At 60.7% G+C, this 25,175-nt stretch carries 25 protein-coding genes and 1 pseudogene; 7 read left to right on the forward strand and 19 right to left on the reverse strand.

What is annotated here, in order from left to right; all coding sequences use genetic code 11:
• Nucleotides 1-38 precede the first annotated feature (38 nt).
• From HEP75_RS06110 to HEP75_RS06125, 4 genes are all read left to right on the forward strand, one after another.
• Nucleotides 39-608 carry a hypothetical protein gene (locus tag HEP75_RS06110; protein WP_185825805.1) on the forward strand — a complete coding sequence of 190 codons (570 nt, stop codon included), beginning with the start codon at nucleotides 39-41 and terminating at the stop codon, nucleotides 606-608.
• Nucleotides 609-1,171: 563 nt separating this feature from the next.
• Nucleotides 1,172-1,498 carry a RebB family R body protein gene (locus tag HEP75_RS06115; RefSeq protein ID WP_185815619.1) on the forward strand — a complete coding sequence of 109 codons (327 nt, stop codon included), beginning with the start codon at nucleotides 1,172-1,174 and terminating at the stop codon, nucleotides 1,496-1,498.
• Nucleotides 1,499-1,584: 86 nt separating this feature from the next.
• Nucleotides 1,585-1,926, forward strand: a complete 342-nt coding sequence (locus HEP75_RS06120; RefSeq protein WP_185825806.1) for a RebB family R body protein — start codon at nucleotides 1,585-1,587, stop codon at nucleotides 1,924-1,926.
• A 233-nt stretch (nucleotides 1,927-2,159) separates the two neighbouring features.
• Complete coding sequence (locus HEP75_RS06125) at nucleotides 2,160-3,020, forward strand: Crp/Fnr family transcriptional regulator (RefSeq protein ID WP_185825807.1); 861 nt, start codon at nucleotides 2,160-2,162, stop codon at nucleotides 3,018-3,020.
• 153 nt (nucleotides 3,021-3,173) lie between these two features.
• Here the strand turns inward: HEP75_RS06125 and HEP75_RS06130 are convergent, their stop codons facing one another.
• The 8 genes from HEP75_RS06130 to HEP75_RS06165 all read right to left on the reverse strand — a co-directional run bounded on the left by HEP75_RS06130 (nucleotide 3,174) and on the right by HEP75_RS06165 (nucleotide 11,678).
• Nucleotides 3,174-4,307 (reverse strand): acyltransferase family protein, encoded by a 1,134-nt coding sequence (locus HEP75_RS06130; RefSeq protein ID WP_185825808.1) that lies wholly within the window; start codon nucleotides 4,305-4,307, stop codon nucleotides 3,174-3,176.
• A 103-nt stretch (nucleotides 4,308-4,410) separates the two neighbouring features.
• Complete coding sequence (locus tag HEP75_RS06135) at nucleotides 4,411-5,151, reverse strand: LytTR family DNA-binding domain-containing protein (protein WP_185825809.1); 741 nt, start codon at nucleotides 5,149-5,151, stop codon at nucleotides 4,411-4,413.
• Nucleotides 5,148-6,257 (reverse strand): histidine kinase, encoded by a 1,110-nt coding sequence (locus HEP75_RS06140; RefSeq protein WP_185825810.1) that lies wholly within the window; start codon nucleotides 6,255-6,257, stop codon nucleotides 5,148-5,150. Before HEP75_RS06140 ends, HEP75_RS06135 begins: the two co-directional genes overlap by 4 nt.
• 171 nt (nucleotides 6,258-6,428) lie before the next feature.
• Nucleotides 6,429-6,836: a DUF2251 domain-containing protein gene (locus HEP75_RS06145; RefSeq protein WP_185825811.1), complete on the reverse strand. Its 408-nt coding sequence runs from the start codon at nucleotides 6,834-6,836 to the stop codon at nucleotides 6,429-6,431.
• Between the two features lie 57 nt (nucleotides 6,837-6,893).
• Complete coding sequence (locus tag HEP75_RS06150) at nucleotides 6,894-9,620, reverse strand: hypothetical protein (protein WP_185825812.1); 2,727 nt, start codon at nucleotides 9,618-9,620, stop codon at nucleotides 6,894-6,896.
• Complete coding sequence (locus HEP75_RS06155; protein ID WP_185815625.1) at nucleotides 9,617-10,054, reverse strand: hypothetical protein; 438 nt, start codon at nucleotides 10,052-10,054, stop codon at nucleotides 9,617-9,619. The genes HEP75_RS06150 and HEP75_RS06155 overlap by 4 nt, the downstream gene beginning before the upstream one ends.
• 171 nt (nucleotides 10,055-10,225) lie before the next feature.
• The gene (locus tag HEP75_RS06160; RefSeq protein ID WP_185825813.1) at nucleotides 10,226-10,663 is read right to left on the reverse strand and encodes a hypothetical protein; all 438 of its coding nucleotides are present in this window, start codon (nucleotides 10,661-10,663) and stop codon (nucleotides 10,226-10,228) included.
• Nucleotides 10,664-10,769: 106 nt separating this feature from the next.
• A complete protein-coding gene (locus HEP75_RS06165) occupies nucleotides 10,770-11,678 on the reverse strand; it encodes a LysR family transcriptional regulator (RefSeq protein ID WP_185825814.1) in 909 nt (302 codons plus the stop codon).
• A 111-nt stretch (nucleotides 11,679-11,789) separates the two neighbouring features.
• Between HEP75_RS06165 and HEP75_RS06170 the strand changes: the two genes are divergently transcribed.
• The gene (locus HEP75_RS06170) at nucleotides 11,790-12,656 is read left to right on the forward strand and encodes an NmrA family NAD(P)-binding protein (RefSeq protein WP_185825815.1); all 867 of its coding nucleotides are present in this window, start codon (nucleotides 11,790-11,792) and stop codon (nucleotides 12,654-12,656) included.
• A 293-nt stretch (nucleotides 12,657-12,949) separates the two neighbouring features.
• On the opposite strand, the gene HEP75_RS06175 is transcribed toward HEP75_RS06170, so the two are convergent.
• The gene (locus HEP75_RS06175; protein ID WP_185825816.1) at nucleotides 12,950-14,287 is read right to left on the reverse strand and encodes a diguanylate cyclase; all 1,338 of its coding nucleotides are present in this window, start codon (nucleotides 14,285-14,287) and stop codon (nucleotides 12,950-12,952) included.
• Nucleotides 14,288-14,753: 466 nt separating this feature from the next.
• On the opposite strand from HEP75_RS06175, the gene HEP75_RS06180 reads away from it, so the two are divergent.
• Complete coding sequence (locus HEP75_RS06180; protein ID WP_185825817.1) at nucleotides 14,754-15,578, forward strand: DUF5694 domain-containing protein; 825 nt, start codon at nucleotides 14,754-14,756, stop codon at nucleotides 15,576-15,578.
• 259 nt (nucleotides 15,579-15,837) lie between these two features.
• Complete coding sequence (locus HEP75_RS06185) at nucleotides 15,838-16,992, forward strand: glycosyltransferase (RefSeq protein ID WP_185825818.1); 1,155 nt, start codon at nucleotides 15,838-15,840, stop codon at nucleotides 16,990-16,992.
• Between the two features lie 202 nt (nucleotides 16,993-17,194).
• Here HEP75_RS06185 and HEP75_RS06190 read toward each other — a convergent pair whose 3' ends face one another.
• The 10 genes and pseudogenes from HEP75_RS06190 to HEP75_RS06235 all read right to left on the reverse strand — a co-directional run bounded on the left by HEP75_RS06190 (nucleotide 17,195) and on the right by HEP75_RS06235 (nucleotide 24,519).
• The gene (locus HEP75_RS06190; RefSeq protein ID WP_185825819.1) at nucleotides 17,195-17,689 is read right to left on the reverse strand and encodes a hypothetical protein; all 495 of its coding nucleotides are present in this window, start codon (nucleotides 17,687-17,689) and stop codon (nucleotides 17,195-17,197) included.
• Nucleotides 17,679-18,245, reverse strand: a complete 567-nt coding sequence (locus HEP75_RS06195; protein ID WP_185825820.1) for a sigma-70 family RNA polymerase sigma factor — start codon at nucleotides 18,243-18,245, stop codon at nucleotides 17,679-17,681. The genes HEP75_RS06190 and HEP75_RS06195 overlap by 11 nt, the downstream gene beginning before the upstream one ends.
• A 211-nt stretch (nucleotides 18,246-18,456) precedes the next feature.
• Entirely contained in the window at nucleotides 18,457-19,161 is a 705-nt protein-coding gene (locus HEP75_RS06200; RefSeq protein ID WP_185825821.1) for a transposase, read from the reverse strand.
• A gap of 644 nt (nucleotides 19,162-19,805) precedes the next feature.
• Nucleotides 19,806-19,955 carry a hypothetical protein gene (locus tag HEP75_RS22145; protein WP_221899307.1) on the reverse strand — a complete coding sequence of 50 codons (150 nt, stop codon included), beginning with the start codon at nucleotides 19,953-19,955 and terminating at the stop codon, nucleotides 19,806-19,808.
• 47 nt (nucleotides 19,956-20,002) lie between these two features.
• Nucleotides 20,003-20,845 (reverse strand): DUF4062 domain-containing protein, encoded by an 843-nt coding sequence (locus tag HEP75_RS06210; protein WP_185825823.1) that lies wholly within the window; start codon nucleotides 20,843-20,845, stop codon nucleotides 20,003-20,005.
• An 80-nt stretch (nucleotides 20,846-20,925) separates the two neighbouring features.
• Nucleotides 20,926-21,354, reverse strand: coding sequence for a hypothetical protein (locus HEP75_RS06215; RefSeq protein ID WP_185825824.1), 429 nt, complete (start codon nucleotides 21,352-21,354; stop codon nucleotides 20,926-20,928).
• A 447-nt stretch (nucleotides 21,355-21,801) separates the two neighbouring features.
• Nucleotides 21,802-22,263, reverse strand: coding sequence for a hypothetical protein (locus HEP75_RS06220; RefSeq protein ID WP_221899308.1), 462 nt, complete (start codon nucleotides 22,261-22,263; stop codon nucleotides 21,802-21,804).
• Between the two features lie 134 nt (nucleotides 22,264-22,397).
• Nucleotides 22,398-23,123, reverse strand: coding sequence for a hypothetical protein (locus HEP75_RS06225; RefSeq protein WP_185825826.1), 726 nt, complete (start codon nucleotides 23,121-23,123; stop codon nucleotides 22,398-22,400).
• A gap of 310 nt (nucleotides 23,124-23,433) precedes the next feature.
• Nucleotides 23,434-23,946, reverse strand: a pseudogene (locus tag HEP75_RS06230) (beta-galactosidase); the annotation flags it as partial.
• An 18-nt stretch (nucleotides 23,947-23,964) separates the two neighbouring features.
• On the reverse strand, nucleotides 23,965-24,519 hold the full coding sequence (locus HEP75_RS06235; RefSeq protein ID WP_185825827.1) for an SMI1/KNR4 family protein: 555 nt from the start codon (nucleotides 24,517-24,519) through the stop codon (nucleotides 23,965-23,967).
• Between the last annotated feature and the right edge of the window lie 656 nt (nucleotides 24,520-25,175).

Raw genomic sequence — 25,175 nt, forward strand, 5'->3', positions numbered from 1 at the left:
GCGCGCACCGCGCGAGACATCCGCCATCGGGAGCCACCATGCAGGACACCCCAGAATCCGAACTCGATCCCCTGTACGGCTTCGCTCAGCGCTGGCTCGGGCGCGAACTGAGTCCGGTCGAACGCGTGCAGTTGCAGGCGTTCGCGCAATCGGCCAATGCAACGCAGAGCAAGCCGTCGGCCAAGGCGCGGGAAATGTCGAAATCGCTGATCGATGCCGAACGCCAGCGCGTGGATGGCCTGATCGCGCAAATGATGCACGGCATGCAGGACGCCGCGCGCGGCGTCGAACTGGCCGACGGCGCCAGCGGCCAGGCGGTGCTCGATGCGGTCGCTGCCGCGCCGTCGCTGGACGCGCTGCGTCCGAGCCGGCTGCGGCAGCCGCAGAGCGGCGAGACCATCGGCACTCAGCTGCTGGTGGCGCAGATCGCCGATCGCCTGGGCAACCTGGTGAGCAAGGAAGTGCAGGCTTGCTTCGATCGCGAGTTCGGCAATCTGGCGCAACAGATGCAGGCGGTGGTGGACGCGGCGCGCGCGGCCGGATTGGTCGCTGCGCCGCCGTCGGCGGAGACGGGCGAAAGTACGCCGGCAGCGCCCGCTCCGGGTTGATCCCTCCGAACGCGCATGGCCGTGCATGTCCGCTTTCCCGGCGGATGTGCGCGGCCGTGCGCGTTTGCGTATCTGCGGTGCGGCAGTGCCGCGGTGTGTGCTGTGCAATCCGTGCGGAAGACGCTTGTGCACGTATTTGCCGCAGCAATACGGCGATGGCGGCAGCGCTCGATGGGGCGCACAGATCGATTGTGCACGGGCGGCCGAATGCAATGCCTCGGTAGCCGCTTGCGGGCATCGCATGCGCGTGCCGTAGGCAGCCGCCGCCATGTCGCCAAGCGCACTTGGCGATACCGGCTATTGCGAGGCAGGCGATGCAGCTGCAAGGCGACTGTACCGCAGGCCATGCGGTTCTATCGCGCCATCGCCATCGCCATCGCCATCGCCATCGCCGACGTCCATCCTGCGCGACGATGCGCACGCGTTTGCCGACGCCCCACCGGACTGCACCAAAACCTGGCAGAACAGCGAGACAAGTGCGGCGCCTGCTTTCACAGTCCCTGCACTGCGCCGTTTTCAGTGATCGTACGGCGTGGGCCGTACGCCAACCCAGGAGCGAACACATGGCATTTCCAACCGCCGTCAACGACCAGATCACCGATGCGGTCACCCAGTCCAACGTCAAGGTCATCGGCGAAGCGCCGGCCTTTGCGATGGCGTCGATCTACCAGAGCATGGCGCACTCGACCGGCATCCTGTTCGAGAACGCCGTCTCGGCGCAGCAGCAGCAGAACACCCTGGCCCAGGCCGCGGCCAACCAGGGCGTGATGCAGATCTACAGCCTGGATACCACCGCCGCCGCCGGCGCCACCGAGAAGGTCGCGCAGACCGGTGTCTCCGACAACCTCACCAGCCTGCTGACCGTGCTCCACGCGTTCACCAATAAGTAAGCGTCGGCCCGCTTGCCGTCGCCGTAGCGCGGCGACGGTAGCGCGGAGCGCGAGCCTGCTATTCCTTTCCTATCGAGGAGCGTTTCATGGCTTATCCCACCGCAGTCAACAACCAGATCACCGATGCCGTCACCCAGTCCAACGTCAAGGTCATCGGCGAGGCGCCGGCCTTCGCCATGGGCTCGATCTACCAGAGCCTGGCGCACTCCAGCGGCATCCTGTACGAAAACGCGGTCGCCTCCCAGCAGCAGCAGAACACGCTGGCGCAGGCGGCCAACAACCAGGGCGTGATGCAGATCTACACCCTGGATACCACCGCCGCGGCGGGGGCGTCGGAGAAGGTCGCGCAGACCGGTGTGTCCGACAACCTCACCAGCCTGATGACCGTGCTGCAGGCGTTCAAGGGCGGCACGCCGGCGGGTCTCTGAGCCGGCACTGGCCGGCATCCGGAACGGCGTAGCGCTCGGTTGCGCCGTTCCTTCTGCGCCGTGTCGATACCGCCGCGCCTGGGCGCGCGGGGCAGCGGCACGCAGCGGCAGCGCCACCGCGCTGCTTTCCCATCAATCATGACCCGCCAAGGCCGGCCTGCGTCGCGGTTGCCGCCATGGCCGGGCACGTCGATGCCGGGCGCCGCGCAATGCGGGGCCCGAAAAGGGGGGCTATGGACGTTCTTGCAGTCGCCGCGCCGACGGCCGAAGACATCGCCGATCCGATCCACGGCAGCGCCGGCCTGCAGCCGCATGCAACGGACGATGGCTACCGCTCGCTGCTGGAGCGGTCGATGCTGTTTCAAGGATTGCCTGGCGGACTGCTCGACCATCTCCTCGACCACGCCAGCGAATGCGAGTTGGCGCCCGGCGCCGTGCTGTTCTTCAAGCACGACCCGAGCAGTTTCGTCGGCGTGCTGGTGCGTGGACGCCTGTACAAGGTGCTGTATGGCCCCGATGGGCAGGAGTTGATCGTCGGCACCATCGAACCGGGTGGGTTGGTGGACGAGGCTGCACTGCTCGAACCGCACGGGCGCAGCTTCACCGCCATCGCCTTCGGCGCCAGCACCGTGCTGAAGCTGTCGCGCCGCCATTTCGCCACGCTGCTGGCCGCGCCGGTGTTGCACCAGCGCATCGACGCACTGTTGCGCCTGCGTCTGCGGCAGACGCTGGACAGCCTGGAAAGCATGTGCCTGCACCGGCTGGAAGTGCGCCTGGCGCGCTACGTGCTGCGCCAGCTGGAGGTGCAGGAGTGGCAGCGCGGCGGCAGCTGCGCGATCGCGCTGCCGCCCAACCAGAGCATCCTGGCGGCGATGCTCAACGTCAGCCGCTCCAAGCTCAATGCGCAGCTGCAGCAATGGAAGCGCAGCGGCCTGGTCAGCCGCCGCCGCAACCTGCTGCGCATCCACGACCTCGACGCACTGCGCGCCAAGGCATACCTGCACGCCAACGCGCCGCCGCGCACGCCGGCCTGGCACGGCGAGGACGGACTGCGGCCGGCCCCGTGCCTGCCGTTGTTGCCTTGCAGCGGCTAGCGCATCGCCGATGCACAGTCCCCTGTAGGAGCGGCTTCAGCCGCGACAGCATGTCCCCGGAGCACGGATGGCAACCGACTGATTACCTGTTCTTTGGCATCCCCGCACCGCCCAGGAAAGCAGCGGACGAACGAAACTTTTCGGATAGGGGCGTCATTTCGAACCATGACCCGAACGCGCAGGCTTCTCCCTCATCCCGAAGGCAAGGCGCAATACGGCAAACCTCCGCAGGCACCCCTCGTAAAGCACAAGGCACGCGCCCATGCTGAGAAGCAGGATGGCGAAGTATTTCATCCAAGGCCCCCACGCGCATTGGATGACGTAGTAGCCGATCGCGACAATGATCGTCTGATGCATGATGTAGAACGGATAGCTGGCGTCCTTCGCCCAGGCAAGGACGCGATTCGTGCGGGAAAGATAGCGGTAGCCGTAACCGAGGAACACCATGAGCCATAGCCAGGTGAAGAGATTGGAGCCGACCCTGTCGATCAGGGAGTCGTGCAGGATGATCCCCGTGGCGAACAGCGAGATCAGCAAGAAGAACGCCGCGAGTCCAATGGCGAGCGACCATCGGCGGAAATCGGACAGCCACTTCCAGACACCGGGCATGGAGGCCATGAAGTATCCGTACGCCGTCAGCAGCAGGTAGTGGTTGAAGATGTACCAATCGCTGATGAGATTGTGCGTCTCCGGGAACCGCAGTTTCAGCAGGGCTTCGTTGACGCCCAGCGGGATCCCCAGCAGGAAAAGCCACTTTCCCGGCGCTATGTGTTTTGCGGTTCGCTTCCACCACAGCATTGCGGGGAGCAGCAGCAACACGTACACGTACAGGTAAAGGACGAACCACAGGTGGTGCCAGCTGAAATCCCCGGCCGGGTAGAAATGGAATTGCAGAACGCGCGCCAGGTAGAAATCCAGATAGCCGCCAGTCCATTGTCCATGCAGCAGCCGCTCGTAGTAGATCTGCGGCGGGACGACCAGGAACATGCCGACGATCAGCGGCAGCAGCAGTTTTTTCGTGCGTTCTCGTAGGAACAGTCCGGTACTGCGCCGCTGCAGCGCGAACCACATGCCGGCGCCGGCAATGACGAACAGCAGCGGCATGCGCAAACGGTGGGCGATGTCCATCGGCCACTCGAGAGAGGGGATGGTCTGGCTGTTGACGACATGCCAGCCCCAACCGACGAAGATCATCCCCGTATGGAAGAAGAACAGCACGAAGATGGCGATGACGCGTAACCAGTCCAGGAAGTCGTAGCGTTCCTGCGGTTGTGTGGTGGCAAGCATCGGTTGGGTCTCCCGTATCCGCGATATCGGGAAGCCTGCGCGATCGGCAGCTGGCCAGCAGCGGATTTGGGGCGGACGGAGGCCGGCCGTGGCGAGGAGGACGCTACCAGCCCATGCGCGCGAACAAGGCTTCGCGATACCGCCGGCTGAGCCGCAGGGTGCGACCGTTGCGGAGATGGAGTTCGTAGTCGCCCTTGAACAGCGGCGTGAGCGATCCGATGCAGGCGACGTTCGCCGCGGCCGACCGATGGATGCGGACGAAACGCTGTTCGCCCAGCTGCGCCAGCAGATCCTGCAGGGTCCTGCGCATCAGGTAGGTGCGCGCGGCGGTATGCACGTGCACGTAGTTGTCGTCGGCTTCCAGCCACTCGATCGATGCGGTCTCGATCAGGTGCAGCCGTTCGCCATCGGGCACGAGCAGGCGTTCGCACTCCGGGGCGCGTGCCCGCCCTATCGCGACCGCTGCCGCGCCGGACTCGTGCGCGTCCAGCCGCTCGCGCACGCGTTGCACGGTGCGCGTGAGCCGATCCCGGTCGTAGGGCTTGAGCAGGTAGTCGATCGCGTTGAGGTCGAACGCCTTCACGGCATGCGCATCGAAGGCGGTCACGAACACGATCAGCGGCGCACTCGAGGGTTCGAGTTGCGCCGCGACCTGCAGTCCCGACAGCGTCGGCATACGCACATCGAGAAACGCCACGTGCGGCCGGAGTTGCCTGATGCAGTGCGCTGCCGACAAGCCGTCCGCGGCCGATCCGACCACGGCGATGCCCGGTTGCTCCGCCAGCCAGCGTTCGAGCTTCTCGCGCGCGGGCGCCTCGTCGTCGGCGATCACGGCGCGGATCATCGCGTGGCCTCCACCAGCGGGATCGAGACGCGCGCGGCGACACCGCCCCCCTCGTTGCGGACGACCAGGGATGCAGCATCGCCATAAATGATGCTCAGCCGCTCCCGGCAGTTGCGCAATCCCAACCCGTCATGCCTCTCCAGCGCCGGCAGCATGGAACCGGAATTACGCACTTCGATTTCCAGCGAGCCGCCTTCATCTCGCGCACTGATCGTGATGTCCACGCGCGCCAGCGTGGGCTCGACGGCATGTTTGAACGCATTCTCCAGCAAGGGTTGCAGCAGGAGAGCAGGAACGCTGGCGTCTAGCAATGCCGGATCGACCTGCCAGGTCAGGGTCACCCGATCCCGGAACCGTTCGCGCATGATGTCCGCGTACAGCTCGAGCGTGCGCAGCTCCGCAGCGAGCGGCGTCATCTCGTTCTCGATTGTCCCAAGGCTGGTGCGCAACAGGTCGCCGAGTGCCGCCAAAAGGCGGTCGGCCCGCGCCACGTCCATATGCATCACCGAAGAAACGGTATTGAGCGCGTTGAACAGAAAGTGCGGCCGCAGCTGCCCCTGAAGCTGCGCCAGCTGCGCTTCGGCCAATGCCTTCTGCGTTTGCAGCAAGCGCGTCCGTTGCAGTTGCCATTGGCCATGCGACTCGAGTCCAAACAGGATCCCCAGCCACAGCCCCACGAAGACCGTCAGCTTGGCGGTCTCGTATACGAACAGATAGCGCCAGCTTGGATGCGCGTAGGTGAGGCCCAGCGCGGCATAGACGCCATGCCGGATCGCATACACCGCTACGACGAACGTGAGCGCGACCACCGGCAACCAGCGCAGGTAGCGGCCGAACCAGGCCAGGGGTTTGTCCAGAGACGGCGCATGGCGTGCACGCACCCGGAACGCAAGCCACATCCATCCGGTCGCGACCAGCGCGGAACTTCCTTCCCACAGCACCGGCTCCCACCAACGGGTGAGCGGATTGCGCAGACCTTCCTGCAGGGCGACGCCGATCATCAGCAGACAGAACCCTGTCCACAACACGATCAAGGCGTTCCGGGTGAATGCCGCGCCGTTGGCGGCATGGATGCCTGCCGCTGATGGATGGGATGGCGCGTTCATGTCGAGCAAGTTTACCCACGGCGATAGGCGCGGGCGCGCCTATGTGGCGAGCGGGACCTGCATGGGGCGAGTGGGACGTGATGGGGGCTGCTGCTTCCACGCTGTTTCCAGGTTCGAGCAGCAGCCCCAGTGGTTTGGCGTCTTGTCTTGTTGACTGGCTCCGGGAGCGGGTTACGCGAACAACTCCACGGCGGCATCGCTCCACGCATGCCCGTGCAGCCCCCAGGGAGTGTTTTCCGGTGCGGGCGGGAACCCGGTGCGGCAATAGCCGCGCTTGGCTTCGAAATCGAAGATCGCATGCGGATAGCCGTTGATCAGCAGTACCGCCTTCTTGCTGTCCTGGGACCAGCCGATCTTCACTTCGGAAGGCGTCTCCCTGTCGGCGACATCGGCAGCGTTGTAGATGTGCAGCGCGTCCTGGATCGGGTTGTCATCCGCCGACGGGTCGACCGCATAGAAATAGCCGGTGTCGCCGTCGTCCTCGAAGACGGCCACGAACGGCTCTTCGGGCGCTTGCGCCTCGACGACCAAGGCGGTGCCGACGATCAACTCGCTTTCTGCGGTGAGGGTGATTGGCATGTTCGTTCGCTCAGATGTTGGACAAGGCAGCGCTATCGCTCAGCGCCTGTAAGGCAATTACACCGCCGGTCCTCCACGACCGGGGACATCTTGATTGCGCTGCGTCGCTTCCTGCGCAAGCTGCTGCTCCTGGTGCTTGTTGAACGCCAGCGATTGCTGCGACGTTTCCTGCAACGAGGGGACGGGTTCGTTGGTGTTGACCGAAGTCCTGAAGCCCGGCGTGGTCCCCGTCACCCATAACGTGTCCCCCGCCAGTCGTACGCCATCGATCTTGCCGGCGTCGGTTATGCCCTCCTTTTTGCTCAGCAGCATGGCGTGGGCGACATGGTCGTCCGCGATATGGGGTGGCGTGCCATCCCTGAGCTTCGCGAAGAGCGCCTGATCGTTCGGGGGCAGTTGCCCGAGGGGCGAAGCCTGCTTGTCGGTGTGCTCGGTGGCGGCGGATGTCGGTGAGCCGTGCGCCGGCAAGGATGCATGTGATGGGGATTCCGGTGGCTTGGTCCCGCTTTGGATCGCCGGGCCTTTGCCTTCCAGTGCCGGCTTTTCTGCCTGCTTGATGTCTTCCGCGGTGGTGATCGCTTTGGGCACCATCTTGCTGTCGGACAGGAAGCCGTCGCGGCCATCGTCCATCATCGTCACGATCGCGCTGTTCGGCCCCGGGCGGCCGGTCTTGGGGTCGGGCTGCAGCATCAGGGAATACGGCTTGCCGGCATCCAGACCGTCGTGGGCGTGAGTGCGGGAGACGGCGGCCGTGGCGGCGTCGATCTCCGCTTCGGTTCGCGCAATCCCGGCGTTGGCGTAGGCGCCGGCCACCATGCCGCGCATCGTCTTGGCTTTCGGCAGCGTCGGATTGGCCTGCGCTTCGGCCGCCATGGCGGCGTATTCCTGCAACCCGGCCTGCTGGCTGCGATGCACTTCGTTCAATTCGTCGCGGACGTTGCCCTGGGCCTGGTTGGTGCTGTAGATCATGCCCGGCGTCGCCCATTCGCCATTGGCGCCACGCGTGTAGGTGTGGCCGTCGGACGCCTGCAGGGAGTCGGTCTGCGCGCTGGCGTGCTTCACCGCGGCCGGCATGTCGCCGTGCTGGTGCCAGCCGAACTGGTTGTAGGCCACTTCGTAGCGGCCAGCGATCGCGGCCGGCGTGTTGGCCGCGTTCTGGGCGATGATCAATTTCGAGGCCTGGTCCAGCTCGGCCGCGCGTTGCGGGGTGGCGGTTTCGGCATGGGTGACCTTCATGCCGTGCTCGATGTATTGGTCGACAACCGTCCGCGACCAGGTGTGGGTCTGCGGATTGCGGTTCCAGTGTCCTTCCCCGTCCAGGCTGGGGGTCTCGCCTTTGCCCGATGGGATGGAGTAGGGGTTCTGCGGCTGCGACAGATTCGCCAGTCCCAATTCGTAGGACGCGTTGGCGGACTTGTAGTTCAGTTGATTGGCCAGCACGTCGCCGGCCACGTATCTGACCTTGCTGTAGGTGGCGCTTCCGCTTTCCGGCGATGCGGTGGTCGTGGCCTTGATCTGTTGCGTCTCCGCCACCCGCGACCAGGTGCCTTTCGGATCGTTGGGATCGCGGCTCCATTCGTTGCCGTCCCGGTCCTTCTGGGTGAAGACGCTGTCGATATCCTTCTGCTGCGCCCATTTCTCGCCGAGGAAGGCACCGCCGACGCCACCAGCCACGCCGCCGATCGCCGACGTGACGAGGGCGCCCGGGCCGCTCGGCGAGCCACCCGCCAGGCCGTATCCGGCGCCAGCCAGGAAGCCAACGGCGATGCCGCCGCCGATACCGCCGACATTGCGGCCGATGAAATGGGTCTTGGCCGACTCGGCACCTGTCGCGTTGCCCTGCGCTTCCAGCTTCACCACTTGATGGCCGGTGGTGGAGAAGTCGTATGCCAGCGCGGCCACCGCGATCACGGTCCCGCCTTTCGCCAGCATGCCGGGGCGCAGGCCTTTGGACGCCGCCACCGCTTCACCGGTGATGGCCGCTTCTCCCACCGATGCCGCAGGCGCGCCGAATCCGGTCGGCGCCCGGGTCAGGCCCGCGTTTGCCAGTTCGGCGGCGGGCGGAAATTTGGCGGCATCTGCGCCGAGGGTCGCGGCTGCTTCGCGCGAAATCGTGACCCTGGTGATCTTTGGATCAACGTTCTCGGGCGACACGAAGATGCCCTTGGGCACTGCCTCTACGAACTGCGCCTGCACCTTGGGCAGCACGGCATCGGCCCCGCCTTGGGCGTAGGTGGCTTTCAACTCGCCTATTGGCTGCCCGCCCAAGGTCCTGACGTTGGGATTCTCCAGGATGGCGGGCAGTTCCACCTTGCCGAAGACACGTTCGATGTTGGCGTTGGTGGCGACCACCTTGATGTCGCCGCGCAGCGAGCCTGCGAATTCATGCGACGCTTCGCCCCAAAGGGAGCCTTCCAATGACGTCGCGCTCCTGGCGACAGCCTTGGGATTGCCATACAGAAAATCACCAGCGGACTTCCCGGCCTGCTCAAGACCTTGGCCCTGTCCTTTGAAGAGGCGCTCTGCCGCATCGTGGATGGCAGTTTCGACCTGCTTGTCGCCAAGGAATTGCGCCCGTGGCGTGTTGTTGATGATGGGCTCGCCCGTCTTGCTCGCAAGCTCCTTGGCGATCGTCTCGGACGATACCTCGCCGACCGGGCGGCTATAGAGGATGCCTCCCTCGCCTATGGCTTTGGCGGGATATTGGCGTGCGACCGCCTGGATTTCCTCCAGCGATTGGGCTCTTCTGATCTGCTCGATCTGCTTGGAGTAGTCGTCGCTCATGTCGCGGCTCCATCATCGGCAACTAGAATCCAGCCATCCCTGAAAAGGACTTGCCCCATGAAATGGGCGTCCGGATACTCGTTTAGAAGGGATGGCCTATTCGGATAGCGGATCCCGGCAGCGATCAGTTGAGCTATCAGGGTATGGATGATGCTTGCTTCTGTTGCCGCGAAGATCCGACATGTCCTCCCCCGCATCGGCATTCCGATGTCGCCGTCGCGGCCATAGCCAAACGAGACCACTTCGATGTTGAAGTCGTTGCCATTGGGCAGGAACGCCCTTTGGATTTCGCCGAAGTATTCTTCGCCATCCACCTCGATCGCGAATGTCTCATGACGCTGTTCATCCATGATGCCGCGCACACCGCCCGAAAATCTGGCGCGCCCTTCCGGGAATTGCAGCCAATCGAAGGTGGAGTGGTTGGATAAGTCCATGTCTAGTGCTCCATGTTGGATCATCGGAAATTACAACGTTGCGCGGGCTTCAAGTTGTCGGTCTGGTCAAGCGGTTCGCTTGATGCCTGGCCGACGAAGCCCTGCGCTCCGAGTCGGCGATAGCTTCTGCCATCACAGTGAGGATTTCAAGAAAGGCGCCGATGGCTGCGATCAGGGGGTGATTCGATCATCCTTGACTAAGGCCCAGTCCTTCCTGAAGCTCACTTGGCCCATAAAGTGGGCGTTCGGATATTCCGTCAACAGAGATGGCCTGTCCGAAAATTGAATGCCAGCAGCGATCAATTGAACTGTGAGTGCCTGAATGTCGCTTGCCTGTGTTGCCGTGAAGACGCGGCATGTCCTCCCCTGCATCGGCATTCCTATGTCGCCGCGGCGGCCGTAGCCAAACGAGACGATTTCGATGTTGTAGTCATTGCCATTGGGCAGGAATACGTTTTCAACTTCGCCGAAGTACTCTTCGCCGCCTACCTCGACGGCGAACGTCTCATGGCCCTGTTCATCCATGATGCCGCGAACCAGGCCAGAAAATCTGGCGCGCCCCTCCGGGAATTGCACCCACTCGAAGGTGGGATGGTCATGTAAGTCCATGCTTGTTGCTCCTGTCGGGCGAAGGGTAGGGGCTAGGGATCAATTGCCTCCGTCCCCTTTTGTTCTACAGCCGGTCACCACCTCGCCTGGGTCGCCTGGCCCCAACTCATCGCAGCAGGCCGACCACGAAGTCCAGCAGCGCCCGCGTCTTGGCCGGGACGTGGTGTCTCGTGGGGTAGTAGGCGTGCAGTGGAAAGCGCTCGTCCTGCCAATCAGGGAACAAGGGCACGAGCTTGTTGCCGGCGAGGTAACTCTCGGCACCCAGCTCGAACAGCTGGGCGATGCCGTGGCCAGCCAGGCAGGTGCTGTAGAGGGTGCCGGCATCGTTGACAGTCAAGGCGCCACGGGCCGCGACGGTGAGCTTTCGTCGGCGCTGGTGGAATTCCCAGGGGAATGGTCGACCAGTGATCGAGTCACGAAACAGGATGCACCGGTGGTGACCTGTCTCGAGTTCGCGAGGATCGGTCGGCCGCCCGTAGCGTCGGAGATAGGACGGCGACGCGACGGTCAACACCCGTGTATCGAGCAACTTGCGGGACACCAACGACGAGGGTTGCGGAAAACCAAAACGGATCGCCAGGTCGAACCCGTCGGTCACCATGTCGCCAAGGTCGTCCCGGCTGCGAAGTTCCACCTCGAGACCCGGGTGACTGTCCAGAAAGGCGCCCAGCATGGGGCCAAGGACCAGCCGGGAAAAGAATGGGTCGATGTTGACGCGCAGCCGACCGCGTACCGCGGCAGTGCCTCCCGCGGCGCTGCTGGTGGCCTCTTCGAGCGCACCGACCAATGGCATGACCTGCTCATAGAAACGGCGCCCCTCGTCCGTCAAACGCACGGACCGGGTGCTGCGCTCGAAGACACGGATGCCCAGCCTGCTTTCGAGTCGCGCCACGGCCCGGCTGACGCCTGATTGGGACATGTCGAGTGCTTCTCCGGCCCGGCTGAAGCTGGCCATGTCGACGACGGCTGCCATGATGTCGAGGCCTTCGAGCAGTTGCGGGTCGAACATTGCCATTGATGACTGCCGCGCATGAACAAGATGCCTCCCATGCTATCGCCTTTCGCGGAGTTCGTATCCAGACTTCCGCTCAACGCTACGCACCCCGCGTGGCATCAGGAGAACCCCATGTTTGTCATCACCGGAGTGACCGGCCAGGTCGGTGGTCGGATCGCCAGAGCGTTGCTGACCGAAGGCGTTTCCGTGCGCGCCGTTCTGCGGGACGCGACCAAGGCATCGACGTGGGCCAGTCTCGGTTGCGAGACGGCATTGGCCGCAATGGACGACGCCGCGGCGTTGGCGGACGCATTCGCCGGGGCCGAAGCCGTGTTCGTGCTCTTGCCGCCCGTGTTCGATCCGGCGCCGGGCTACGCCGAAACCCGGGCCAATGTCGCAGCGCTGGTCACGGCACTGCAGCAGGTACGGCCGCAGCGTGTGGTCGCGCTTTCCACCATCGGCGCCCAGGCGAGGCAAGACAGTTTGCTGGTCCAGTTGCAGATCATGGAACGCGCCTTTGAAGCGCTGCCCATGCCGGTCGCCTTTCTGCGCGCCGCGTGGTTCATGGAGAACACCGCGTGGGACATCGACGGTGCGCGCTCGCTTGGTGTCGTGTCGAGCTTCCTGCAGCCGCTGGACAAGCAGGTGCCCATGGTGGCGACGGCAGACGTCGCCGCGATGGCGGTTCGGATGCTGCGCGAGGTCTGGGAGGGACGCCGGGTGGTCGAGTTGGAAGGGCCGCACCGCATCACGCCGTTGGCGCTGGCCGCCGCCTTGGGCCGGGTGCTCGGGCGCGATGTCGTGGCGCAGCCGGTACCGCGGGCGACTTGGGACGCGCTTTTCCGCTCACAAGGCATGGCCAACCCGCAGCCGCGCATCCGGATGTTGGACGGATTCAACGATGGCTGGATCGAATTCGAGGCCGGATGTGATGCATCGCTGAAGGGCACGACGGAACTCGAGACGGTGTTGCGGGGCCTTGTCTCGGCGAGCGCCTGATGCGCCAGGAACAAAGGGGGCGCAGGTAATTAAGCGACCAGATCACATGGGTTGCCGTGGTAGTGCCTGACGGCATGCGCGGTAGGCGACGAGCAGGTTTGGATCTTTCCCACCGTCATGTGAGTTGCCATGCGGAGTCGGCGGCGCCTGGAGCTTCCAGGCATTCCGATGCATGTCGTCCAGCGTGGGGTCAATTCTCCTGGACGACGAAGATCGACATGGCTATCGCGGTCTGCTGTGCCACGTGTGTGAGCGCTTTGGCATGCGGGCACGCAATGGTGGACAGATACCCGTCAATTCCCTTTGACATTTTTGACAAAATACATCGCTTTGTCGGCATGTTCGAGAAGCTGATGCTCGTCATTGCCGTGCTCAGGATAGTGCGCGATCCCAATGCTCAGCGCGATGTTCAAGCTGTGGCCGTCCAGAATAAAGGGATGATCGAATGCGTCGCGAATTTTTTCCGACACCCGCATTACGTTTTCCGGTGAAGAGGTCCCGCGGAGCAGAACAACAAACTCATCGCCACCGACGCGAGCAACGGTGTCCGATTCGCGAATGCATTGCTTCAGTCGTACGGCAACCTCTTTCAGTAATAGATCTCCGATGCGATGACCAAGCGCATCGTTCACCTGTTTGAATTTATCCAGATCAAGATAGAGCAAAGACAGTTGCCCCTGCTCTCGTCGTGCCGCTGACAGCGCAAATTTCAGGCGATCGTACAAAAAGACACGGTTGGGAAGCGCGGTCAGCTGGTCGTACTGCGCCATATATTGCAGTCGCACTTGCATTTGCTGGCGCTCGATGGCGGTGGCAATTTGAGTCGAGACGAACTGCAGCAATTCCTGATCCTGTTCGCTGTAGCAGACGCCACCAGGATAGCTTTTGACCATGAGCAGGCCAATTGTCCCTTTGTGCGATTTGAGCGGAACACCCAGCCAGCAGAAAGGATTCATCCCAAAGGAGAAATGCAGCAGCTTCAGGCGATCAGCCATCGTCCCAGGTGTCAGCAGCAACGGCTGGCCGGTATGAATAATCTCGGCGTAGAGCGACCCTGGGATCAGGTTGAAAGGCTCTGGCGTTTGCAGATGCTCATCCACATGATAGGGGAAACTGAGTTGGTCGGTTTCATCGTCGTAGAGCGCCACGGAGAAATTATCTGCAGGCAGGAGTGTGCCGACGATCTGATGGATGCGTTGGAATAACTTGAGAAGGTCCTCCGCGGTTTGCGCTGCTTCAGAAATGGAATAGAGCGCAGACTGCAAGGATTCGGATCGCTTGCGTTCGGTGATATCGCGCGCAACCCCAATGCGCAACTGATCGGCCGGCGACCAGCGCGCTGACCACATGATGTGGACGACTTTCCCAGTCTTGTGCAAGTACCGGTTCTCGAAATGCAGCTGAGGGTTGCCTGCCATCACCGCCACCAGCGAGTTACGGGTCAGTTCGCGATCTTCAGGCAGCATCATGTCGAACATGTTTTTGCCGATCATTTCTTTCGGCGTATATCCGAAAATACGCTCGCACGAAGCGCTCGCAAAGACGACGTGGGCTTCAACATCCACCGCAAAAACGGCATCCATCATAAGATCAATAAAGCTGGCTGACGGCTCGCGGGGGTTGGGTTCCATAAAGAAAAGTATACGGCCTGAATGGCGAGGAAAACCGGGGCCAGCGTGCGCTTGGCGTACTCCGGTACAGGAGGTTGCTCGCTGGAGTGCTTCGTTTGGAGGCGCCGCGTTGGTTCCAGCTAAGAGCGGAGGACCGCACATGCCATGCCAACCCCGGCGGGATCTCGCCGGTGTCGCCCGGCATCTCAGAGGAAAGCACACGCGGACCCTGTACGAGCGTACCGGCATCGACCTGAGTCGCGGCGAGCGCGTGTTCTGTCGCCCTGCGGATGCGCTGTGCGCGGGAGGGCAGCCGGCAAGGCGCGGAGTCCTTTGGGCTTGGTAGCAGAAGCAGCGGCACAACGGCGAGGTCGCGTGACGGCTTTTCGTCTGCCCAAGCCAGCGATCAGCAACCCTATGCCCAACGCGCGAACGGGTGCTTTAATGCCGGAGCCGCCATCGGCTTTACCTTACTGGAGCAAGCACCTTGAACGTCCACCGATTTTTTGTCGTCGCTCTGTCCGCTTGCCTGACCACTGTGCCCGCGCTCGCTGCCGTCGCGACGCAGGCGCCCGTCGCCCCGGCGAAAGTGATGATGCTTGGCTCGTTCCACTTCGAAAATCCGGGGCGGGACATGGTGAAGTTCAAGGTCTCCGACGTGATGTCGAAAGAAAATCAGGCCTACCTCGCGGGCCTTGCCGCGCGGCTCGCCGCGTTCCGCCCCACCGACGTCCTGGTGGAATGCGATCCATCCGAGCAGGCGAAATACGACGCCGCGTTTGCCCGCTACCGCGACGGTCAGTCGACCCTGCCGGCTAACGAAACCCACCAAATCGGCTTCCGCGTCGCCAAAGCCTCAGGGATAGCGGGGGTAACGTGCTTCGACGAGGGCAAGATCGGCTGGGAAGCCGATCCGATGTTCGATTACATCAAGGCGAACGACCCGGCAATGCAGGCGACGATGGATGCCACGTTCAAGAATCTTTCCGCGCGCGCCGACCGCGAGCAATCGACATTGCCGCTGGCCGAGCTGCTGCGCCTGACGAACGATCCCGCGCGCGACCGCGAAAACAAGAATCTCTACATCAGCACCAATGCGGTGGATGCCGGTGGCAGCTTTGTCGGTGCCGACGCGGCGGCCAGCTGGTGGCACCGCAACTTCCGCATGTATGCCAACGTGCAGAAGGCCGCGCAACCCGGCCACCGCTTGCTGGTGATTGCTGGATCCGGCCACACGGCGATCCTCAAGGACCTGCTGGCGATCGACATGCAGCGCACCGCCGAGGACGTGAACGGATATCTGGCGCCGTAAGTCGACCTGAGGTTAGGGCAACAGCGGGGCTCAACAGTGGGGCCAGGAGAAATATGTGCTTTAAATCGTATTTCCTTTGGCCCCGTTGTTGGCGATCCTCATTGGTGTGGCAACCGTGAAGATGCGCAATACACGCGCTTTTGCAAGCCAACGCCGCTGCACAATGTTGATTGCCAAGAACTAAAGCTGGGGAAGCCTCAGAATCTGCGCCCTGCTTTCCCAGTTTTCGTCCCCGACACCGACTACGCCGACTCCAGCCATGACCAAAGTTCTGATCCTCAGCGTAAGCGCCGGCAATGGCCACGTGCGCGCAGCGCAGGCGCTTGCTGCCGCCGCAGCCTCTCTCGCTCCCTCGTGCACGGCTGTACATATCGACACCATGGCCCATGTGTCAGGGGCGTTCCGCCGTATCTACACCGAGTGGTACATCCAGCTCGTGAATCGCGCGCCCGAACTCTGGTCGTATCTGCATCAGCGCAGCGACCTCACGCCGCACCACGCGGCGTCGCAGCGCATGCGCCGCGGCATCGAGCGGCTGAGCACCGGCGCGCTGCTGCGCGAGATTCGAAACGCGAAGCCCGATGCCGTGATTTGCACCCACTTCCTGCCGGCCGAGTTGCTGATGCGCGAACGCAGAAACGCTGGCCTCGACTACCCCGTCTGGTTGCAGATCACCGACTACGACCTGCACAACATGTGGCTCGTTCCCGAGATGACCGGCTACCTGGCGGCGAACGAAGAGGTCGCGTTCCGGCTTCGCGCACGCGGCATTCCGGCCGACCGTGTGCACGTCACAGGAATTCCGGTGATGCCAGCATTCTCGAAGCCCGACGCACCGACGTTGGAGCGCGATGCGTGCGCGGCCGCCCTGGGTCTGGACCCATCGCGTTCCACGCTTCTGATGGCCTCAGGCGGCGCTGGCGTTGGCGATCTTGCGAGCATGGTCGAACGTGCACTGGGCATGGCAAGCGATTTCCAGGTAATCGCCGTGGCGGGCCGCAATGCCGAAACGCACGCCAGACTGTCGGCGCTGGCGCTTCGCCATCCGGGCCGGATGATTGCGGTGGGCTTCACCGACGAGATGCACAAGCTCATGGCAGCTGCCGATCTGGTCGTCACCAAGCCCGGCGGCCTCACCGTGTCCGAATGCCTGGCGCTGGGCAAGCCGATGCTGCTGATCTCGCCGATCCCTGGCCAAGAAGAACACAACGCCGGCTTCCTGATGGAAGAAGGCGCAGCATGGCTGGCCTACGATGCCATTGGCCTTGACTACAAGGTCGAACGGCTGATGGCCGATCGGCCGAAATTGCGAACCATGGCTGCATGCAGCCTTGCGCTCGGCAAGCCTCAGGCCGCAGCGACGGTGCTTCAACGTGTGCTGCAGAGCATGCCGCATGATGCGGGCTGTAGATAGAGCGCCTATCCGCCGCACGCTGGTCTACCTGGCCTGGGTACTTGTGATGGCGTTTAACGGTGTCAGGTTCACTTAGGAAGTCAACATGACCCCGTTACTAACCCCGTTACTACTGTTTTGCGTTGACCGGTTGAATCCACCGCCGGTAGCGGACATTGCCCAGCGTCTACTTCCGACTTGGCATCGTTAGCGCCGTCCGCGTTCATTCCTGTTCTCTTATCTGGCGTTCAAGCTCTAGGCGCCGAGCCTGTAGCCAGGCGACGTGGCGATAAGCCCGGACGAGAACCGCCACCGCAAGAACGAGCATCCCGACACCTGCCGCCGCGGCCGCGTAGAAGGTCGCGCTACCCGTGGCGACGGTCATTCCCAGTGCACCGGCGGCAAACACCGCGGTGAAAGCCACTGCCATCCAACCTGCCACGATGCGGTGATTGGCCAGCAGAGGCCTGCGCTGCCGCAGTACCCAGAACGCATATGCCACCCAGCAGGAGCCAATGCACAGCATGACGACAAGCGCGGCCTGGGTGCGATCCGACAATGCCGGTTCGGTTGCCAGCAGTGCGCCCAGCAACACGCACATCATTAGTGCCGCCAGCAACAACGCCATGTGGCCATATCGCGACCGCGGAGAAAGCAGGCGTGCTGTCAGTTGTTGCAACTCCGTATCGAGGGAGATCGACGAAGACTTATTGATCATGGGTAGAGTCCTCCAGAAGGATTTGTTTGCGTAGCAGCGTTCTTGCGCGGAACAGCCGCGATTTGACGGTACCGACCGGGATGCCGAGGGCATCTGCGATGTCGACCAACGAAAGTTCTTCCAGATAGAACAGCGTCAACACCTCGCGCTCGACGATCGGCAGCAATGCCAGGTTGGTCGTCAGCGTCCGCTCGAGATCCTCATCAGCGCCGCTATCGTCGATAGATGCGATCTCATCTACATCGATGCCGGTATCCACTGGCATGGCATAGCGGGTTCGCAGGCGGTCCATGAACGTGCGATGCGCGATCCCGAACAGCCAAGGACGGAATTGCGCAGCTTCCCGCAGCCTCGCGATGCCCTGTATGACGCGCAACCAGACGTCCTGGGTCAGATCGTTGGCCAGTTCCGGGTCATTGCCTAGCTTCAGCGCATACCGATGCAACGAGCCTGACCAGCGGCGAATAAGATCGTCGAAGGCCGCGCGCTCACCCAGCTGACAGCGGACCACCAGCAACTGATCGGCACGCTCGCGGTTGGTGGTGTCTCGTTCCAATTCCTGATTCTCCTTCACTCGTCGCCAAGGTAGTCGGGGAACCGGGAAAAAGGTTCATCGGGCGCTGTTCAGCTACCTCTACGTTCGACCCTGGGAGTCCGAACCTTCCTGGTTAGAAAACCAGAATCTGGCGCTGTCATGGCGCTTTCGACCCAAAGCGGGCATCGGCATCTCCAACCGGTCATCCGGTTTTCGAGCTTCAGGGGCAGGTTCACTTATCGGTTGAGTGGGATGCTTTGCGCGGGCGGTGTGCGGGCCTGATGCCTGCGAAGCGCTGGGTCTTGGCTTGGACTATGGCCTGGAAAGTGCTGGTGCCGAGCGCGCGTTGCTGTTGCAGGTAGGCGCGGATGGCGTCCACCTCCTCCGGGGCCAGGGTTTCGTGCAGTAGGCTGTGGTAGGCGTGGCTGCGTTGGGAGGCATCGGCGCCAAGTGCCAGGAAAGCGGGATGTGGATGCAGGGCCGAATGGGTCCGCAGGCCGAGATTTGCCTGGCAACTGGACCAGCGATAATGCGCCGGGTCGTCCGTGATTGCTGCACGCACGGGGTTTAGCTCGATATAGCGGTAGCAGCGCAGCACATAGTCCTCGTTGTCGACTAGGCACGCCTTGTAGCGGCCTTCCCACAGCGTGCCGCTCCTGTCGTGGCGTCCGTTGAATAAGGAAACATAATTGCGGCCAAGTCGCTGCATCAGGCGTGCAACACCCTCAGCCTTTTTCGGGGTAAGCAGCAGATGGACGTGGTTGTCCATCAGGACGTAGGCATGCAGCGTGCAGTCGCAGTGGTGTAGGGCATCGCGCAGCAGCTGCAGGTAGCGCAGTCGATCACCGTCATCCAAAAAGCAAGGCAGGCGGTTGTTCCCGCGCTGGACCACATGCTGCGGAATGCCAGGAATGGTGATACGAGGGAGTCGGGCCATGCGATCCAGCGTCGCCTTTCTCGATGGTCAGCGCAGTCCGAACAGGTCTCGCCCCGTGATCGGAAGACACCGTGTCTGCGCATCGGAAAAGTCAACCTGACCCCGTTACTGGTCCCGTTTCTGTGGTCCCGGCCGGTGAACGTGCAGGCTGTAGTGGGGGCAGGTTCACTTAGGAAGTCAACCTGACCCCGTTTCTGCCGTTTCTGTGGTTATCCGCCGTTATCCCTGGATTCGGCCACACGGCGATCCTCAAGGACCTGTTGGCGATCGACATGCAGCGCACTACTGAGGACGTGAGCGGGTATCTGGCGCCGTAAGTCGACCCGAGGTTAAGGGCAACAGCATGGCTTAACATTAGGTCGGAAGACACCGTGCCCGAGTTATCAGGGATGGATCACTCTGGCCCCAATGTTGTTGTTTGGACTGATAGATCAAAATCCTCTATCGACTTCCAGTTTTTTGCCTCAATATCTTTGATGGCCCATGCGAATTTTGCAGAGTAGTAAAGGAGATAAACAAATTTGTGGTATCGAGAATAGAATTCGGAGAGTGATGGCTCAGTGCTTGGTCTCGCTCTCTCGATGCTGATATGCGCAGTTCGATTTCTTATGCGGCGGAACTGCGTGCCGAAATCTTCTGGTACTTCAACCATATATGTGGAGATATGATTTTCCCATGATGTTTTGGCTGGCGTAGTGAGTAAAGCGCTCGAAGCTGTCTTTGCATAAAATAAACTCATGCGCGATAGCGGTTGTAAGTGCGTCGTCCGTCGCGTCGCCGATTTCAAATTTCACAAAAAATTTTCCAGGGCTCTGGTTGTTGCTCAATGGGAATGTGTGGTTTATAGCGCGATCATATCGGCAACTTGATACCCGAGATTTGTGATCTCGAACAGTTCGCCTTTGTACCCGCGGTCGACTACAAGATCATAAGACCTGAGTTGTTCGAGCGCCTCTTCCCATATCGCGACTTCACGCCGATCGCTTGATGGTATTAAATTTCTTCCATTCGTCTGAATGGTAGTTCCTTCGATGAAGCGAGCGCAGATAATCATGCCCCCGTTATCTTGACTGGCCTCCTTTAGTAGAACTCTTGCTTCCCGCGAAAGAGTTGGGATCTTGGTTCGCGACTCGACAATCGCTGCATCAGCTTGGCTTGCTTTATCCGTTTGAAAGATAGGGTGCTCATTCACCTTTAACTGCAGGTGTCGGTAGAATTTTTCCTTAAAATCAGCGTGACTGTCATAGCCCTCGTATAGGCTGCGACTTTGGCAAGACTGTTTGAACTCCTTTAACCTCTGAACCTGGTCGATGTCAACCGAGTCCATTGCAACAGGCTGGCTTGAGAAATATAACATTGCCGGCTTGCCAGAGATAATGTGCTCTTCAATTTCCTCAACCGCGCCGCTCAGATGCTTCTCAGTAGGTGTTCCGATCCTAGTCCAAAAGACGCCCACGAGAAGATCGCACTTATTCAGCACTTGGCGATTGATGATCTGCTGTGCAGGCGCTCCCATTTCTGGTGAGGAATGGGTTTCCCAGCCGATGGGTAGTAAAATAATTTTTCGCACGCCAGAATTGACTGCATTCCACTCATATACTACATCGCGAATAATTGCTCGCTCGGATGCCACATCGCCAGGCGAGGCAATCATCACGTTGAATGCTGAGGCTGTGTAACTCATTGTCTTTCTCCGAATTAAAATGGCGCCTCATTCAAGAAAGGTCGCGAAGCGTATTTGGCTTAAATAAATTGTTAGCCAAATTAGCCTTTGAACACGATTGCAAGAATTGCTATCAGAATAGAAGCGCCGGCTGCAACCCATGCTGTCACAATACCCAGGCTGTGGCCCGATTCTTCTTGGGCTCGATGTGAAATGAACTCCAAAAGTGTCGAAAGGTACTCCTGCTCTAAGGGCGGGCGCTTGGAGTCTTCATCTTCCTCGTCTTGAAGCCACTGCCTCGCATGGCGGAGTTGTAATGTGTAGAAATACGCCCCGGTTTTCTTGGATGTATTCTTTGACTTACGGAAGAGTCCTTTAAAAGATTCCAGGACGCCCTCAATCTCCGACTGTTCAATGGAAAGTGCCTTTGCAAGATTTGGCGGGCTACGTGCGGCCCAGTCGGTCATTGCTAGATGAGTAACCAAAGCGATTAGTGTTTCTAGGTTTTCGGAGTAGCGTGGCTTTTTCATGTGGCTAACACCTTAGTTGAGCCGCGCTGCGAACCGGCTTTGGCTTGAATGAATTTTTAGGCCGCGACAAAAATCGGGGTCAGAATGCACTCCCCTACACAGACTCTCGATGTTACCCGATGGGGCGGCTCGTTTGGATGCGCGGCCCTGTGTCCACCACAGAGCGAAGGATCGCACATGCCACGCCGTCCCCGACTGGATCTCCCTGGTGTCGCTCAGCATATCGTGCAGCGGGGCAATGATCGCCCCCGTGCTTCTTTGCGGACATCGACCAGTGTAACGGGGTCAGGTTCACTTGGAAGTCAACCTGACCCTGTAACTTCAAGACTGTACTTGGCAGTATATTTTGCCTTGTCAACCTCTGCATCAGTCAACATAAAACTCTCCATAGCCAGCTAACGTCTGAATTAAGCCAAGCCACGAAGCGGGTTCGGCTTGAATTATTTGTTAGATGCCAACCTGAGGTTCATTTAGCTTGGCAGCCAGTTCTCTTAGGCAATCTTGTACTGCCATAGCATGGGCGCTGTATGCGATGGTTGCATTGAAATGATGAAAAATATCAATGTTGTCTATGCCGGAAATCCAAAGCAGAGATTGGTGCGCTATCTCGTTGCGAACTTCTAACAGTGGTCTGATTTGATCGATCAGCGGCTCGCCATTATCCGCAATCTTTAATCGCTTGAGCAACAGGCCAAGAGAGAGTTCATCAAGCTCCTTCAGTAGTTGATCTTTCTTGCGAAAGTTCTTTTGTAGGTTTGCGAGTTTTCCGATATGGCGCTTCAAGGCAAACTCCAAAAGCTGGAAACGCCCTAGGGAAACAAGAACGACCCTCTCATAATTTTCTCGAATAGCATCTTTTCCGCGAGACTCAGCGGCAGCCTTCGCTGCGCCTTCAATCAGCTTTCTCACATCATCTTCTGAAATTGGCATTGGCATCTAATGCCTGAGTTAAGCCGCCCCGCAGCGGGGCAGCGAGCCGTGCTAGCGTAGCGCAGGCACGAGGCGAATGCCACGATGCGGGTTCGGCTTGAACGAGTTAGGCCTCACAGCCGTCGGATTCGGGCTTCAAGCGGATCGTTTCCCAGGTAACCGGAAATGAAAGACCATCCCGCAAATAATTGCCAATAAAAACCTAAAACGTGCTCAACACCGTCATAGCTCAGGTCCCACTCTCGAGCCCTGATCAGTGATTCGCCTATGCGGCGGGCGAAAGCATGCAGTTCTTTGTCTTGTATATCTAGTCGGCTCGTAGCGTACTGCAGTTCGGCATAGAGAACTTCAGACTCAACCTTGAGGCGCTTCAAATGATGCTCCTCGATGTTGTTCATGATGTAGTGCGTCCTGTCCTGTCGCGGTACACCGGATGATGCCTTGAAATAGTCCTTAAACGCTGGCGCACTCATCAGCTCATCTGCGAGATCGGAATCAATCGAGCCGTGCAGGATCCCTAGGAAGATGTATATGACTTCTCGCTTGTACTGGCGATAAGTATCGAGCAAATGACCCCTTATTCGAACCTTCTGCTCGTACGCGGGAACACGGACCAGCAGGTAAAACATGACGACTGCGGAGACAACGCCCGCCGAAAGGTTGAAAAGGACTTCGTTGCCCGTCTCAAACTGCAGGAACGCGGATGCTAATCCAGTGTGTGCCACCCACCCGGCAAGCGGGTCCTCGGACGCCGCTGTCATCACATAGCCAGCAACGACGCATAGCAGAAATAGTGAAGCATCGAGCTTGTTTTGCCGCAGGTAGCGAAACGCTTTCATGTGAGGCCTAACCACTATTCGGCGATAAAATGGTGTGTAAAACGGGTGTGTAACGCGCCGATGCCGCTACCTTTCGGAGCAGTATGCATCCCAAATTCGATCTCTCGCCCGTCGCGCTGTCGCATAACCCTTGCGTCTAACCCCACGGCCATTCCCCAGTGCATCCCCGCACAAGGCCGACGCTATCACTTGTTGACGGCCGTCACAAGTTAAAGGCCGCTCGGCGTAACCGTCGGCGGCCTTAATTTGTAGACAAGTTGTTTGATGACGCGCCATCCAGATTTACCGGACGGCACGCTTCGCCAATAACTCAGTTACCCGGCGTACCCCAAACCTGCCCCTTAACCCCACGCACACTCGCATCCACCGCGCTATCCAGATCGAACACGATCACACTGTTCTCGCCTTTCCGCTGCATCGGCGCCGGGAAATACAGCGCTCGCTGCGGCCCGATGTTCCAATGCCGCCCCAGGTTATGGCCGTTGGCCCAGGCGAAGCCTTTGCCGAAGGCTTGCATGTCCAGGAAGGTGTCGGTGGGCGTGCCGATCTTGACGGTGCCGCGGTGGAAGGCGGGGCCGTCGACCTTGGCGGTGGTCCAGCCGGTGAGCTTGCTCGGGTCGTCCATCGGCAGCGGGAAGGTCTGCCAGCCGGTCAGCGGCTTGCCGTCGAGCAGCACGGGGTCGACCAGGCCGGCGCGGCCGTCGGGCAGATGAGCGCCGTAGTTGATGCGGCCGCCGTTTTCCACCAGCACGTCCACGGTGTGGGTGCCGGCGGGGATGTCCACGTCCACGGCCACTTGCTGCAGGCGCCGCTCGGCGCTGCCGGCCAACTGAATGAACTGTTAGGCAGCGGCGTTCTCCAACCACTCGCCGTCCCACGTGGCCGACTGCAGCCACTCAATTAATGTCTCTACATATTTCTGAAAGTCGGACGCCAGGCGTACCTTTGTGTCTTCGTCGCGACCGAAGGCAATGATTTGACCGGAATGGCCCTGTATATCTGGGCCGAAGTCCAAGCCATGATGATTTCCACCCCAATCATGGGTGAGAGGTATCCATGCTCGATTGCAATACATGGGCTTGATGGCGCCTTCCGGGTCTGAACGCATGAATTCAGCGCAATCGGCGTTCATTTCAGCTTCGTCGATGGAGCGCCAGGTGTCCCATTGCGCGCGAATTCCAGCGACTGATAGAAGCTGCTGACCGAAGAAGAGGCCTGGTCCGTCTTGGCCGTCGTGTGCCAGCAAGAAAGTCTTGACCGAATCCGGCAGTGCCACGCCGAGGTGTTGCTCTAAGCCATGAAGCGCAGCCAGATCCGTGCCCTGCCGTAATGCGATCGCATCGAGGCATCCGAGTTCAGCGAGGCGACTTTCAATTCGGTTCCATTGTTCGTGCATTGCGATTCCTGAAATTTGCTTTGAGGTGTCCTGCTCATCAGATCGTGACCAAGGTCGCCGGCGACTTCAACTCCAGGCCGATCGTGGACACCTGCTCGATCGAGACAGATTCGATGCGATCGTCGGCCGGTATCGAAGGGATGTCTTGCGTTTCGGCAGGGCCGTTGTCGGGTTCAAAGTGGGGTGCATTGCAGGTCTTGTGGTCCAGCGGCTAGCCTGGCCTGGCCTGTAGCAATGGCAACCCTTTTCCTAAGCACGTCCATGCGTCTCATGAACTTTTGGTTCTCGAACGCAGCCATCCGGGCGTCGTAGCAAACCTCAATCTGGCCGGACTGCACTGTGACCATGACTAGCACAGGCGTCCTGGTGCAGAAGAGTTCCGCTCCCTCTCGGTAAGAGCAGGAAAAGCCCTCGTCCATCGCATATTTGCGAACTGCGTCTACCACCGATTTCCGGGCTTCTGGGGTGTCCGAAACAACAATCCTGCTCTTGAAGAATCCATCGCAACCAGTGAGGGATATGGCTGCGGCGACGATAAGAAATAGCGCTCGCGGTCGCATGAATCGTCGAACTCCTGGATTTATAGGTTTGAGAGCGGTGAACAACGGCGATGCTGCGCCATCCGAATGCAGCGGATAGCGCAGCACGCTGAGTGG

The organism is Xanthomonas sp. SI, from assembly GCF_014236855.1.
Classification (GTDB): Bacteria; Pseudomonadota; Gammaproteobacteria; order Xanthomonadales; family Xanthomonadaceae; genus Xanthomonas_A.

Excerpts from the sequence above, each read along its gene's own strand:
- HEP75_RS06115 (WP_185815619.1), top strand. The coding sequence starts at position 1,172 with ATGGCATTTCCAACCGCCGTCAACGACCAGATCACCGATGCGGTCACC.
- HEP75_RS06200 (WP_185825821.1), bottom strand. The coding sequence starts at position 19,161 with ATGGCCCGACTCCCTCGTATCACCATTCCTGGCATTCCGCAGCATGTG.
- HEP75_RS06160 (WP_185825813.1), bottom strand. The coding sequence starts at position 10,663 with ATGGACTTACATGACCATCCCACCTTCGAGTGGGTGCAATTCCCGGAG.
- HEP75_RS06175 (WP_185825816.1), bottom strand. The coding sequence starts at position 14,287 with ATGGAACCCAACCCCCGCGAGCCGTCAGCCAGCTTTATTGATCTTATG.
- HEP75_RS06130 (WP_185825808.1), bottom strand. The coding sequence starts at position 4,307 with ATGCTTGCCACCACACAACCGCAGGAACGCTACGACTTCCTGGACTGG.
- HEP75_RS06165 (WP_185825814.1), bottom strand. The coding sequence starts at position 11,678 with ATGGCAATGTTCGACCCGCAACTGCTCGAAGGCCTCGACATCATGGCA.
- HEP75_RS06145 (WP_185825811.1), bottom strand. The coding sequence starts at position 6,836 with ATGCCAATCACCCTCACCGCAGAAAGCGAGTTGATCGTCGGCACCGCC.
- HEP75_RS06235 (WP_185825827.1), bottom strand. The coding sequence starts at position 24,519 with ATGCACGAACAATGGAACCGAATTGAAAGTCGCCTCGCTGAACTCGGA.
- HEP75_RS06150 (WP_185825812.1), bottom strand. The coding sequence starts at position 9,620 with ATGAGCGACGACTACTCCAAGCAGATCGAGCAGATCAGAAGAGCCCAA.
- HEP75_RS06140 (WP_185825810.1), bottom strand. The coding sequence starts at position 6,257 with ATGAACGCGCCATCCCATCCATCAGCGGCAGGCATCCATGCCGCCAAC.
- HEP75_RS06185 (WP_185825818.1), top strand. The coding sequence starts at position 15,838 with ATGACCAAAGTTCTGATCCTCAGCGTAAGCGCCGGCAATGGCCACGTG.
- HEP75_RS06225 (WP_185825826.1), bottom strand. The coding sequence starts at position 23,123 with ATGAAAGCGTTTCGCTACCTGCGGCAAAACAAGCTCGATGCTTCACTA.
- HEP75_RS06135 (WP_185825809.1), bottom strand. The coding sequence starts at position 5,151 with ATGATCCGCGCCGTGATCGCCGACGACGAGGCGCCCGCGCGCGAGAAG.
- HEP75_RS06110 (WP_185825805.1), top strand. The coding sequence starts at position 39 with ATGCAGGACACCCCAGAATCCGAACTCGATCCCCTGTACGGCTTCGCT.
- HEP75_RS06120 (WP_185825806.1), top strand. The coding sequence starts at position 1,585 with ATGGCTTATCCCACCGCAGTCAACAACCAGATCACCGATGCCGTCACC.
- HEP75_RS06210 (WP_185825823.1), bottom strand. The coding sequence starts at position 20,845 with ATGAGTTACACAGCCTCAGCATTCAACGTGATGATTGCCTCGCCTGGC.
- HEP75_RS06155 (WP_185815625.1), bottom strand. The coding sequence starts at position 10,054 with ATGGACTTATCCAACCACTCCACCTTCGATTGGCTGCAATTCCCGGAA.
- HEP75_RS06170 (WP_185825815.1), top strand. The coding sequence starts at position 11,790 with ATGTTTGTCATCACCGGAGTGACCGGCCAGGTCGGTGGTCGGATCGCC.
- HEP75_RS06125 (WP_185825807.1), top strand. The coding sequence starts at position 2,160 with ATGGACGTTCTTGCAGTCGCCGCGCCGACGGCCGAAGACATCGCCGAT.
- HEP75_RS06215 (WP_185825824.1), bottom strand. The coding sequence starts at position 21,354 with ATGAAAAAGCCACGCTACTCCGAAAACCTAGAAACACTAATCGCTTTG.
- HEP75_RS06190 (WP_185825819.1), bottom strand. The coding sequence starts at position 17,689 with ATGATCAATAAGTCTTCGTCGATCTCCCTCGATACGGAGTTGCAACAA.